The following is a 12,775-nucleotide window of genomic DNA, read 5'->3' on the forward strand; positions in this document are numbered from 1 at the left end:
GGACATTATGCAGGTCGACGTCATCACCGATCCGAAAGCGCTCGACGGTCTCAGGGAAAACTGGGACCGCCTCTACGAGGCCGATCCCGAGGCGCAGTTCTTCCTCTCCTGGACCTGGCTGGCCCGCCACCTCAGGCTCTATGAAGGCACATGGTTTCTGCTCGCCGCCCGCGATGGCGGGCCCGGCACGCCCTACGCGGCGTTGATGCCCCTGCGCCTGCGGACCCGGATGAACATCAAGACCGGCGAGTTCTTCAACGAGATCAACATGGCAGGCAACTACGCTGCCGACTATACCGGGGCCGTCTGCCTTCCAGAACTTGCCGTGGCCGCCATGCAGGCCTTCGGCCGCCATCTGCGCGACATGCACTGGACCCGCATCCACCTCGAGAACCTGCACATGTCCGAGGAGCGGCTGCTGGCCATGATGGGGCAATTGCCGTCGGACACGCTGACCGCGCGCGAGTTTCTCCGCATCAACAAGTCCGACAACGTCAACAACTGCCGCTGCTTTGCAGCCAGCCTGCCCGACAGCTTCGACGCTTATGTGGAAACGGTCCTGAGCAGCAACACCCGACAGAAGCTGAAGCGCTTCACGCGCAAGGTCGACGCAGGCCAGCTCCGGATCACCCATGCCGATGCCACCACCATCGACCGCGACATCGACACGCTGCTGACCTTCTGGCGGACACGCTGGGGGTCCCGCAAGGGCGACCGCCTGCAATCGATCCTCCGCCACAACCGCATCGTCCTGCGTACGGCCTTCGACAGCGGTTCGCTGTTCATGCCGGTGTTGTGGCAGGGCGAGCGGCCGCTCGGCGTGCTTGCGAGCTTCGTCGATCCGGTCAAGAAGGCCATGCTCTTCTACATCTCCGGCCGCGACGAGACAGCGAATTCAACCCCGGTCGGCCTGATCCTGCACGGGCACAGCATCCGGCTGGCCATCGAACAGGGGTTGGAGACCTACGATTTCCTTCGCGGCGACGAGCCCTACAAGATGGCGTTCGGCGTCACCGAAAGCAGGATCCGCTGCGCCCTCGTCGCCACCAAGGATGGCCGCAATCTGGGCGACCGGCTCGACCCGCGCACGCTCGACAGCGTCTTTGCCGAGGTCACCCGCATGCACGAGCAGGGCGAGCTTGCCCGTGCCGAAAATGGCTATCGCCAGATCCTCGGCACCGACCCCAGGCACGCCCGCGCACTCTACGGCCTTGGCCAGATGATGTCCGACAAGGGCGACCACCAGCAAGCGCAGGCGCTGTTTGCGACTCTCGCCGAAGTCGCCCCGAGCGCCTCGAAAGTCTGGTTCAGGCTGGGCGCCGCCCTGCAGGCTTTTGGCCGCCACGACGATGCAGCTGGCGCCTTCCGCAAGTCGCTGGCGCTCAACGAGGACTTCGCCGGCGCACGCCTCATGCTCGGCAAGAGCCTTGCCGCCATGGGACAGCGCGAACAGGCAATCGACATCCTCGAAGATCTCCACCACAGGCTGGAGGAAGCGCCAGGCAATAACGTCCTGGCTTCGAACACCGACGCGCTGCTGAAGGAACTGCGGCCGGAACCAAGCTCCGACTACCTCGTGCTCACGCCACTGCAGAGACCGGCCGTGCGAGCGTCCATGCAGGCACTGTAGGGCGGGGACATCGGCCGCGAAAACCAAACTTTACAAGGACTTCGCCGAGCCAGATGAATCTGGCCATGAGCTTGTTGATTCTGCCTGCGAGGTCCGGGACTCGCCTTGATCAGCCTTGCGCCGCAAGAAACGCCTCGAACTTGCGCAGTTCCTCCGCCTCGATGCCGACCATGTGGCTGTCGGCCGGATAGGCGCCGCTGGCGATGTCGCTGGCATACTCGCCGAAAGCCGAGATCCGCTCCTGCTGGATGCGGTCATACTCGGCGGCCAGGTTGCGATAGACCTTGGCATGGCGCGGATAGCGACCGCGATTGAGGCCGAGCACGTCCTCTGCGAACAGATATTGCGCATCGCAGCCCGCCCCCGCCCCCATCGATATCATCACCAGCGGCGTGCGCTTCGAAATCGCTGCGGCCACCTCCGCCGGCACCACTTCGATCTCGGCGGCGAAGGCGCCCGCCTGTTCCAACTCCTTGACCTGCCGCCAGACGAGTTCGGCCATCTCGGCGGTCTTGCCCACGGCGCGGAACCCACCCGTCCAGGTCGAATGAACGGGGATCAGCCCGACATGGCCGCACACCGGAATGCGCTCGTCGGCAAGCCGCCGAATGGTTTGCGCGCTCGCCGAGCAGTAGACCGCATCCGCACTCGCAGCCTTCAGCTTCACCGCCGTGCGCAGGATCTCGTCTGAGGTCGCCCCCATCATGCCGTACTCGTCGCCGGGCACGGTAAAGCAGGTCGGTGCCGCATCGCGGAAACGGGGATCGAGCATCAGGCCGTAAGTGACCGACAACAGGTCGATGCCGGCGCGCTCGGCGGCCTCCGCTTCCTCCAGCGTCGTCACCCTCAGCTTCGACAGTTGCCGTCTGCCTTTCAACGCGCGCAGATCCGCGACCGTTGGCCTGTTGCGTGCCATCGTTTCGTCCTCTCTGGCGCATCGCCCGAAAATCGTTTTCGGAAAGCACGATGCGCGGATTTAACAACGTGAATGTATTGGCTCTGGGCCCTCAGGCCTTCAGCAGCCACTCATGCTCTTTGGCGTTGTGGAACTTCCACGTCCGCTTGGGCCCCGCCATGACGTTGAGATAATAAAGATCGTAGCCGTGGCAGGCAGCGCAGGGGTGATAACCCTTGGGCACCAGCGTCACGTCGCCGTCCTCCACCGCCATCGCCTCGTCGATCTCACGGTGGCCGGCGTCGTTGAACTCGGTATAGACGCGCTGGAAGGCAAAACCCTGCGGCGGGTTGAGCCGGTGGTAATAGGTCTCCTCCAGCAGCGATTCAGCGGGAAGATTGTCCTGGTCGTGCTTGTGCGGCGGATAGCTCGAGGTGTGGCCGCCTGGGGTGATGACCTCAACCACCAGAAGCGAATCCGCCGGCTCGCCTTCGGGCAGGATGTTGGTGACGTAGCGCGTGTTGGTGCCCTTGCCGCGCACCTCCTGCTTGACGTCGTCAGGTCCGATCACCCTGGTGGCATGCCCGCCGCCAAGGCCCGGCGCGCTGCAGACCGCCAGTTCGACATTCGTCTGGGCCCGTACCGACCACTCCGTGCCCGCCGGCATATAGACCGACCACGGCTTGCCCTCGAAGGGCGTCGTGCGCTCACCCAGCGTGCCGAGATCCTGGTCGTCGGCACGCACATGCGCCTTGCCTGACACCAGCACCAGACAGGTCTCGCGGTCGTTGCTCCAGTCGCCGAAGGTGTCGCCGGGCTCCAGCCTGTGCAGGTCGAAGCCGACATAGGTCCAGCCAGCGCTTTCGGGCGTGACACGCGTCACCCGGCCCGTGCCATGCTTCGGCTTGATGAGAAGTTTCGACATGGTCTCTCACTCCTTGTCGGTGGCGTCGTTGCCGGGCTTGTAGGCGATCAGAAACTGGTAGGCGCCAAGTGCCGCCATGCCGCCGGCCAAGGTGCCCCAGAAGGCCGATCCGGTAGCGAACTCGAAGATAGACCAGGCCGCACAGAAGGCGACGAGCGCAACGCGCCGCCACAGCGGCCTGAGGAACGGATGGTTCTGGTCGTTCATCAATCGCGTACTGCCTTGCCTCGGATACTCTCGGGATCGTAGCCGCCCGGAACATTGGGCTCAAGCATTACAGCGCGGCACGTCCTCGACGCGCAAAGGATGCTGTAGCTTTTTGAACCTGTGAATGGTCTTGTCCGAAAATCCGCTTCGATTTTCGCAGTCATGCGTTCGGAAAACCTTGCGTTTCGACCGTGTAGCCGGCAGCCGTCATCACCCGCATCAGCTCGGCATGACCGACCTGAGCCATCTTCAGCGGCGGGTTCTTCTTCGGGTCCTGCTCGGCTTCGACGACGAACCACCCCTCATAACCATGGTCGGCGAACTTCTGCACGATCGCGCCGAAGTCGAGCGAGCCGTCGCCGGGCACTGTGAAGGCGCCGAGCGCAACCGCGTCGAGGAACGACTGCTTCGTCCAGTCGAGCGCCTTGATGACATCCATCCGCACGTCCTTCACATGCACATGGCTGATGCGCTTGTGGTGGTTGTCGATGGCGCGCAGCACATCGCCGCCGGCAAAGGCGAGATGGCCGGCGTCGAGCAGCAGCGGAATGCCCTCGCCCGAATGCTTCATGAAGGCGTCGAGCTCACGCTCGAACTGCACGACCGCCGCCATGTGGTGGTGGTAGGACAAAGGCATGCCCTGCTCCGCGCACCATTCGCCGAATTCGGTCAGCTTGCGGGCATAGGCCTTCATCTCGTCGTCTGATAGCACCGCCTTGGTCGCCAGCGGCTTCGAGCGATCGCCCTGGATCGAGCGGCCGACCTCGCCATAGACGATGCAGGGCGCATCCACCGCCTTGAACAGGTCGATCATCGGCTGGATGCGGTCCTTGTTGGCGGCGAGGTCTTCATTGACCAGCGTGCCGGAAAACCAGCCGCCGCAAAGCGTGACGTCGGCGGCCTTCAGGATCGGCAGCATCGCCTCGGGCGTGCTCGGAAAGCGGCGCCCCTGCTCCATGCCGGTAAAGCCGGCCGAGCGCGATTGCCGCAGGCACTCCTCCAGCGACACGTCATCGCTCAGTTCGGCAAGATCGTCGTTCCACCACGCGATGGGGGACATGCCCAGTTTGGCTTTCACGTCAGTTCTCCAGTCTCAATTCTTTTCCGGCGCCCCGCCCCAGGCGGCGCATGATCTTCCAACGTAGCGCTGCCCCTCACTGTCCTGCCGGACATCTCTCCCCGCAGACGGGGAGAGAGTGGCTGTCACCACCGTCGCGCCAACATTTCCAGCGGTGCCGATTGGCGAAATCAGCGCGACCAGCGGGTCTCTCCCCGTTCACGGGGAGAGATGTCCGGCAGGACAGTGAGGGGCAGCGTGCACATCACAAGCAAGGGCAGCGCCGACCTCGCAAGTCCGGGCACCTAGTCGCCCACGCGTTGCAGCTTGAGCTTCTCCTCATAGCCCTTGCGGGCGGCATTCACCTCGGCACGCGCACTCACCTCAGGCACGGCCACGTCCCACCAGTGGCCGCCCTCGCCGGTCGAGATGAGCGGATCGGTATCGATCAACACCACCGTCGTCCTGTCGCTCTTGCGCGCCCGGTCGAGCGCGGCTTCCAGGTCGGCGATGGACGCAGCCTTCTCGGCGTTGGCGCCCAAGCTTTTCGCATGCGCGACGAAGTCGATATCGGGCAGAACCTCATGCCTGCTGTCGCGCAGCAGATTGTTGAAGTTGGCGCCGCCTGTCGCCATCTGCAGCCGGTTGATGCAGCCATAGCCCCTGTTGTCGAGCAGCACGATGGTGAGCTTCAGCCCCAGCATGACCGAGGTCGCGATCTCCGAATTCAGCATCAGGTAAGAGCCGTCGCCGATCATGATGACGACCTCCTTGTCCGGCCGCGCCATCTTGGCGCCCAGGCCTCCTGCGATCTCGTAGCCCATGCAGGAGAAACCATATTCGGAGTGGTAGGAGCCGGGGCCGCCCGCCTGCCACAGCTTGTGCATCTCGCCCGGCAAGCCGCCGGCCGCATGCAGCACGATGACGTCGCTGCCCAGCGTGCGCTGCACAGCACCAATCACCTGCGCGTCCGACGGCAAGGCGGCATTGGTCGCCGCCGTCACCTTGGCCGCAGCCTTGCGCCACTCGGCCTTGCCTGCCTTGGCGTTTTCGGTCCAGGACGCCGGCGCCTTGTAGCCGGCAACAGCGGCGCCCAGTTCGACGAGCCCTTCCCTCGCATCCGCCACCAACGGCAGCGCCATGTGCTTGCCGGCGTCGAAGGGCTGCACATTGAGGCCGATGATGGCCTTGCCGGCGTTCTTGAACAGCGACCAAGATCCCGTGGTAAAGTCCTGCAGGCGCGTGCCGACGGCCAGCACCACGTCGGCTTCCTCGGCCAGCCGGTTGGCTGCCGCTGTACCGGTCACGCCGACCGCCGCCATGTTCAGCCCATGCTCATCGGTCAGCGCCGACTTGCCGCCCTGGGTCTCGCAGACAGGAATGCCCGTGGCCTGGACGAAGCGATCGAGTTCTTCCGACGCACCGGAATAGAGCACGCCGCCACCCGCCACGATCAGCGGCTTCTTCGCCGCCTTCAGCACCTCTGCCGCAGTCGCAAGCTCGTCGCGATCCGGACGCGGGCGGCGCGGCGTCCACACGCGCTCGGCAAAGAAGCTCTCGGGATAATCATAAGCCTCGGCCTGCACGTCCTGGCACAAGGACAGCGTCACCGGCCCGCATTCGGCCGGATCGGTCAGCACTTGCATGGCGCGCGCCAGCGCCGGGATGATCTGCTCTGGCCGGGTGATGCGGTCGAAATAGCGTGACACGGGACGGAAGCAGTCGTTTGCCGAGACCGTGCCGTCGCCGAAATCCTCGACCTGCTGCAACACCGGGTCGGGCACGCGGTTGGCAAACACGTCGCCGGGCAGAAGCAGAACCGGCAGACGGTTGACATGGGCGAGTGCTGCGGCCGTCACCATGTTGACCGCGCCGGGGCCGATGGAGCTCGTCGCCGCCATCATGCGCTGGCGGAAATTCGCCTTGGCAAATGCGATCGCCGCATGCGCCATCGCCTGCTCGTTATGGGCACGGTAGGTCGGCAGCTCCTCGCGCACCTGATAGAGCGCCTCGCCGATGCCGGCGACGTTGCCGTGGCCGAATATCGCCCAGACGCCACCGAACAGCGGCACCATCTTGCCGTCGATCACGGTCATCTGCCGCGTCAGGTAGCGCGTCAGCGCCTGCGCCATGGTCAGGCGAACGGTCTTGGTCATCGTCTTCTCCTCCCGCTTCGGCGGCGCATCCTGAGATGCCGGCCTCGCCTCGGCTGTCTGTTTATGCCGCCCGACGGTCGCGCGCCGCAAGCCATGCCTTGGTCAGCTGTTCGAAACGCTGGGCCATGTCGTCGACCGCAGCCTGGTCGTTCATGCGGCCGGCCAGCCATTCTTCAGCCGCATGGGCGAAGATGCTGCGCCCCACGGCAAAACCCTTGACCACCGCAGCGTCCGCGGTCGCGGCGAACGCTACCTCCAGATCGGCCAGCGGCGCCTCGAGCCCCAGCAGCACGACACCACGGCAATAGGGATCGTTGGTGTTGATGACCGCCTCGATCTTCTTCCACGCGGCAGCTGAAGCCTGCGGCTCGAGCTTCCACCAGTCGGGCTTGATGCCAAGCGCGTAGAGCTCTTCCAGCGCACGTGGAATGGTGTTCTCGTCGAGCTTGCCGTGTTTGCCGGCGATGATCTCGACCAGCAGTTCGCGGCCCACCTTCCGCGCCGCCTCGAACAGCGTGCGCAGCTTCTGCTGCTGCTCGGCCTTGAGCTCGGCCGGATCGTCGGGGTGGTAGAAGCACAGGCATTTGATGCAGTGCTCGACCGGCCACTCCACCAGCTGCGAGCCGATGTCCTGCGAGAACTCGAAACGCAGCGGTCGCGAGCCCGGCAGCTCCACCGGCCGGCCAAGCCAGGAGAAGGGATGGCGGGCGAATTCGAACATCGCCTCGCGGCCAAACTTCTCGTCGATCAGCATGCCGTAGCCGTCGCGTCCGTCGGCCACCTTGGCCGCAGCCTTCACCGCCAGCACCTTGAAATCGCGGACGCGTGACGCATCGGCGCCGGTGCGGGCAGCGATGTCTTCGAGCTGGATGCGATGGTCGCAGGCCAGCGCCATCATCGACGGGATCTCGTGTCGGCGGGTCGTTGCCCAATGCACGTGGTTGATCGCCTCGTCCTTGCGCAGCGCGCGTTCCTTGCTGCCGTTCTTGAGGAAGAACTGCAGCTCGTCGAAGGTCGGGATCTCAGGCGAGCAGAGCAGCCGGGATACGGCAAAAGCACCGCAGGCATTGGCCCAGGTCGCCGAAGTCGCCAGGCTCTCGCCGCCCAGCCAGCCGCGTAGGAAGCCGGACATGAAGGCATCGCCGGCGCCCAGCACATTGTAGACCTCGATCGGAAAACCCTTGCCGACGATGCCGTCCTCAAGGTCATCAGAGATCGCCCCGTCATAGACGATGCAGCCCATCGGACCGCGCTTGAGCACGATCGTTGCCTTGGACAGCGAGCGGATCGTCTTGAGGGCTGCAAGAAGCTCGCTTTCACCGGAGGCGATCATCACCTCTTCTTCGGTGCCGACGATCAGGTCGCAATCGGCCAGCACACCCTTGAGATGGTTGGAGACGGCATCGGAGGCGATGTAGCGGCTCTCTCCGGCGGCGTGGCCGGCGAGGCCCCAGAGATTCGGGCGGTAGTCGATGTCGAACACCACCTTGCCGCCTGCTTCCTTGATCAGCCGCATCGCCTTGCGCTGCGCAGCATCGGTCGAGGGCCGCGAAAAATGCGTGCCGGTGACGACGATCGCCCGCGCCGACTTGATGAAATCAGGATCGATGTCGTCTTCGACGAGCGCCATGTCGGCGCAATTCTCGCGATAGAAGATCAGCGGAAACGTCTTGTCGTCCTCGACCGACAACAGCACCAGTGCCGTAAGCCGCTCCTTGTCAGTGACAAGCCCCTTGTCCGACACGCCTTCGCGCAGCATCTGCTCGCGGATGTAGCGGCCCATATGTTCGTCGCCGACCCGGGTCAGAAGCGCCGAGCGCAGGCCGAGACGCGCCGTGCCGATGGCAATGTTGGCAGGGCAACCACCGACCGATTTGGCAAAGGACGCAACGTCCTCCAGCCGCGATCCAGTCTGCTGCCCATAGAGATCGACCGATGCGCGCCCGATGGTGATGACGTCGAGTGTAGGCTGGTTCTTGGGGTCGGTCATTTTGTCCTCCCGGTCGCTCCGCCGCGCCGGCCTGCCCGCTTGCTCCGCTCGCAGGCCACACAATGCAATTTCAATTCCATAAATCAGTCAATCGGAATTTTCATTCCATCGACAGATTGTGACTGTCCGCCCCGAGGCCCATTGCCCCGAGGCGACTGTCTGCCCGTCGGCCTAGAGCCTGACGGTCTTGCCTTCCTTGGCTGACTTCAGCGCCGCATCAGCCAGCTTCAGCGCCATCAGGCCGTCCTTGCCGTCGGGCGAGATCTTTGCGCCCTTCGTCACCGAGGCGATGAAGGCCGCGATCTCGTTGGCATAGGCCTCGGTGTAGCGGGTCATGAAGAAGTCGTGCAGCGGCGGGCGGGTGTAGCCCATCGCACCGGCGACCTCGATCGAAACCGCGCGCTGGTTCTCGGCCGACACCATGCCGTCGGAGCCATGCACCTCGATGCGCTGGTCATAGCCATAGGTGGCGCGGCGCGAATTGCTGATGACGCACTGACGACCGCTTGCGGTCACCAGGATCACCGAGACGCTGTCGAAATCGCCGAGCTCGCCGATCTTCTTGTCGACCAGCACGGAGGCCGTCGCCGTCACCGCCACCGGCTCTTCGCCGAGCAGGAAACGCGCCATGTCGAAGTCGTGGATCGTCATGTCGCGGAAAATGCCGCCCGAACGCGTGATGTATTCTGCCGGCGGCGGGCCGGGGTCGCGCGAGGTGATCACCACCTGCTCGACCTTGCCGATGGCGCCGTCGTCGATGGCCTTGCGCACGGCGGCAAAATGCGGGTCGAAGCGCCGGTTGAAGCCGACCATCAACGTGCCGCCGGCCTTCTCGACCACTGCCAGGCATTTCTCGACACGGGCCGCATCGAGATCGATCGGCTTCTCGCAGAACACCGCCTTGCCGGCGAGCACGAAGCGCTCGATCAGGTCGGCATGGGTGTCGGTCGGCGTGCAGATCACCACCGCATCGATATCCGACGCCTTCTCGATCTGGTCGATGGAACGCACTTCGCAGCCATAGGCCTCGGCGAGATCGTTCGCCGCCTTCTCGAAGGCATCGGCAACCGCCACCAGCTTCGCCTGCGGGTTGGAGGCCACCGCCTTGGCGTGAACCTTGCCGATGCGGCCTGCACCCAGGACACCGAACCGAACTGTCATGACAACCTCATTTTCCTTGGCCCGCGCCGTCCGGGCCTGCAATCTTGAATTGGGAGGATAAAGGGCCGCCTGCCGACGGGTGCCGGGCGACCTTGGTTTTGCATCAGGCCTTCTTGCGCTTGTTCTGGCGGTGCTGGTCGATGATCACGGCCGCCACGATGATGATGCCCTTGATGATTTCCTGATAGTAGGCGCCGACCTTGAGGAAGGTGAAGCCCGAAGTCAGGACACCGAGGATGATCGTCCCGATCACCGTGCCGGTGATGCGCCCGACGCCGCCCGACAACGAGGTGCCGCCGATGACAGCCGCCGCAATGGCGTCGAGCTCATAGGCCACGCCCATGCCCGGCTGGCCGGAGGCGGCACGCGCCGCCGTCATCACCCCTGCCAGGCCCGAAAGCAGGCCGGCGATGGCATAGACCTTGACCAGATGGCCGCCGATATTGATGCCCGACACGCGCGCCGCCTGCGGATTGGCGCCGATGGCGTAGGTGAACTTGCCGTAGCGTGTGTAGCCCAGTGCAATGTGGAAGATGACGGCGACGAGCAGGAACACGATGACCGGCAGAGGCAGCGGAAAGCCCAGGATGTTGAAGCTCTTGCCGAACCAGGTGAAGCTGTCGTCGAGCAGCGCCACCGGCTGGCCGAGCGTGTACCATTTGGCGAGACCCCGCGCCGACACCATCATGCCGAGCGTGGCGATGAAGGGCGGTATCTTTGTTCGAGCGATCAGCGACCCGTTGATCGTGCCCGCAATCAGACCGACGCCGAGACCCGCCAGGATCGCCCAGATAGGCGATATGTCGGTCAAGGAGGGATAGACGGCGCGCGGATTGGCCGATGTCTGCGCCAGGCTGGCCGCCACCATGGCCGCGAGGCCGACGACCGAGCCCGAGGACAGGTCGACGCCGGCGGTGATGATGACCTGGGTCACGCCGACCGCGATGATGCCGATCACCGACACCTGCAGGATGATGATCGACAGGCGCTGCTTGTTGGCGAGGAAGCTGTCGCCGACGAAGATCCAGCCGAGAATCTCGAAGACGATGGCGATGCCGATCAACACACCCAGGATCGAGACCTCGGGCGGCAGGCGCTTCTTGCTTCCGATGACGTTTGCGGGGCTCGCAATCTCGTTCGTCGACATGGTTCTTCCACCCTTGAGCTAGTTGGCGCCGATCAGTGCGACGCGAGTTCCATGATCTTGACCTGGCTGGCTTCTGCGCGGTCGAGGAAGCCGGTGACGCGGCCCTCATGCACCACCATGATGCGGTCGCTCATGCCCAGCACCTCGGGCATCTCCGACGAGATCATGATGACCGCCACGCCCTGCCCCGCCAGCTTCGAGATCAGGCGATGGATTTCGGCCTTGGCGCCGACGTCGATGCCGCGCGTCGGCTCGTCCAGGATCAGGATCTTCGGCTTGGTCAGGAGCCAGCGCGCGATCAGCACCTTCTGCTGGTTGCCGCCGGAAAGATTGATGATCGGCTCTGCCATGTCGGGCGTTTTCACCCTGAGCTGCTGGCTGATCTCGACCGAATCCCTGGCCAGGTGCTTCTGCTTGACGAAACCGTTCTTGACATAACCCGACTGCAGCACCGCCATCTGGGTGTTTTCCTGGATGTCGAGCAGCAGGAAGCAGCCGGTTTCCTTGCGATCCTCGGTCAGGAACGCCATGCCGTGCTTCATCGCCGTTGCCGGGCTGTCGATGCGCACTGTCTTGCCGAACAGCTCGATCGTGCCGGCGTCCGACGGCGTCACCCCGAACACGGTTTCGGCGATGTTCGAACGGCCAGAACCGACGAGCCCTGCAATGCCGAGTATCTCGCCCGAGCGCACGTCGAAGGAAACGTCCGAGAATACGCCCTTGAGCGTCAGCCCCTTGGCCGACAGCACGACATCGCCGATCGGCACCTCCTCCTTGGGGAACATCTGGGTGATCTCACGACCGACCATCATGCGGATGATGTCGTCGCGGGTGACTTCGGTCGACGCTTTGGTGGCGATGTACTTGCCATCCCGGAACACCGAGAACTCGTCGGCGATCTCGAACAGCTCGTTCATCTTGTGAGTGATGTAGATGATGCCTTTGCCCTGCTCGCGCAGCGCCCGGATGATGGTGAACAGGTGGTCGACCTCGCGCTCGGTCAGCGCGGATGTCGGCTCGTCCATGATCAACACGTCGGATTCGTAGGATACGGCCTTGGCGATCTCGACCATCTGCCGGTTGGCGACGCTCAGCGTGCCGACCTGGATGTCGGGATCGATGTCGATGTTGAGGCGCTTGAACAGCGCTGCCGTCTTGCGCCGCATCTCGCCATGGTCGACGAAGCCCAGACGTGTCAGCGGCTCGCGGCGGATCCAGATGTTCTCGGCCACCGTCATCGGCGCCATCAGGTTGAGTTCCTGGTGGATCATGGCGATGCCATGCTCCAGCGCGTCGAGCGGGCCCTTGAGGCGGATATCCTCGCCGCGCAGCTTGAAGGTGCCGGTGTCGGGCGTGTAGATGCCGGCCACGATCTTCATCAGCGTCGACTTGCCGGCGCCGTTCTCGCCCATCAGCGCATGCACGCTGCCGCGCTTCAATCTGAGCTGGACGTTGTCGAGCGCAAGCACGCCTGGAAATTCCTTGCGCACATTCTCGACCTCGAGAAGATAGCCGTCGTTCACCGCAGCGGCGCCTGCGGGGGCCGCTTCCATCGTGCCTGTGCCGTTCATGGCGATCGGTCCTCCCAGACCCGGCCCGGCGCTTGC

The 12,775-nt window shown here is 64.3% G+C and carries 10 protein-coding genes; 1 reads left to right on the forward strand and 9 read right to left on the reverse strand.

Features of this window, described 5'->3' with window-relative positions; genetic code table 11:
• Positions 1–7 precede the first annotated feature (7 nt).
• A complete protein-coding gene (locus B015_RS0118445) occupies positions 8–1,630 on the forward strand; it encodes a GNAT family N-acetyltransferase (protein ID WP_018429213.1) in 1,623 nt (540 codons plus the stop codon).
• Between the two features lie 109 nt (positions 1,631–1,739).
• Here B015_RS0118445 and B015_RS0118450 read toward each other — a convergent pair whose 3' ends face one another.
• From B015_RS0118450 to B015_RS0118490, 9 genes are all read right to left on the reverse strand, one after another.
• Positions 1,740–2,546, reverse strand: coding sequence for a 3-methyl-2-oxobutanoate hydroxymethyltransferase (locus B015_RS0118450; protein ID WP_018429214.1), 807 nt, complete (start codon positions 2,544–2,546; stop codon positions 1,740–1,742).
• Positions 2,547–2,637: 91 nt separating this feature from the next.
• Positions 2,638–3,450 carry a 5-deoxy-glucuronate isomerase gene (gene iolB / locus B015_RS0118455; RefSeq protein ID WP_018429215.1) on the reverse strand — a complete coding sequence of 271 codons (813 nt, stop codon included), beginning with the start codon at positions 3,448–3,450 and terminating at the stop codon, positions 2,638–2,640.
• A gap of 6 nt (positions 3,451–3,456) precedes the next feature.
• A complete protein-coding gene (locus B015_RS0118460; RefSeq protein ID WP_018429216.1) occupies positions 3,457–3,657 on the reverse strand; it encodes a hypothetical protein in 201 nt (66 codons plus the stop codon).
• A gap of 160 nt (positions 3,658–3,817) precedes the next feature.
• Entirely contained in the window at positions 3,818–4,735 is a 918-nt protein-coding gene (iolE, locus tag B015_RS0118465) for a myo-inosose-2 dehydratase (protein ID WP_018429217.1), read from the reverse strand.
• 284 nt (positions 4,736–5,019) lie between these two features.
• Entirely contained in the window at positions 5,020–6,870 is a 1,851-nt protein-coding gene (iolD, locus tag B015_RS0118470; RefSeq protein ID WP_018429218.1) for a 3D-(3,5/4)-trihydroxycyclohexane-1,2-dione acylhydrolase (decyclizing), read from the reverse strand.
• 61 nt (positions 6,871–6,931) lie between these two features.
• Entirely contained in the window at positions 6,932–8,860 is a 1,929-nt protein-coding gene (gene iolC / locus B015_RS0118475) for a 5-dehydro-2-deoxygluconokinase (RefSeq protein ID WP_018429219.1), read from the reverse strand.
• 171 nt (positions 8,861–9,031) lie between these two features.
• Positions 9,032–10,021, reverse strand: coding sequence for an inositol 2-dehydrogenase (gene iolG, locus B015_RS0118480; protein ID WP_026227451.1), 990 nt, complete (start codon positions 10,019–10,021; stop codon positions 9,032–9,034).
• Between the two features lie 103 nt (positions 10,022–10,124).
• Positions 10,125–11,168 carry an ABC transporter permease gene (locus B015_RS0118485; RefSeq protein WP_018429221.1) on the reverse strand — a complete coding sequence of 348 codons (1,044 nt, stop codon included), beginning with the start codon at positions 11,166–11,168 and terminating at the stop codon, positions 10,125–10,127.
• Between the two features lie 32 nt (positions 11,169–11,200).
• Positions 11,201–12,745 (reverse strand): sugar ABC transporter ATP-binding protein, encoded by a 1,545-nt coding sequence (locus B015_RS0118490; protein ID WP_026227452.1) that lies wholly within the window; start codon positions 12,743–12,745, stop codon positions 11,201–11,203.
• Between the last annotated feature and the right edge of the window lie 30 nt (positions 12,746–12,775).

It is taken from the genome of Hoeflea sp. 108 (assembly GCF_000372965.1).
Classification (GTDB): Bacteria; Pseudomonadota; Alphaproteobacteria; order Rhizobiales; family Rhizobiaceae; genus Aminobacter.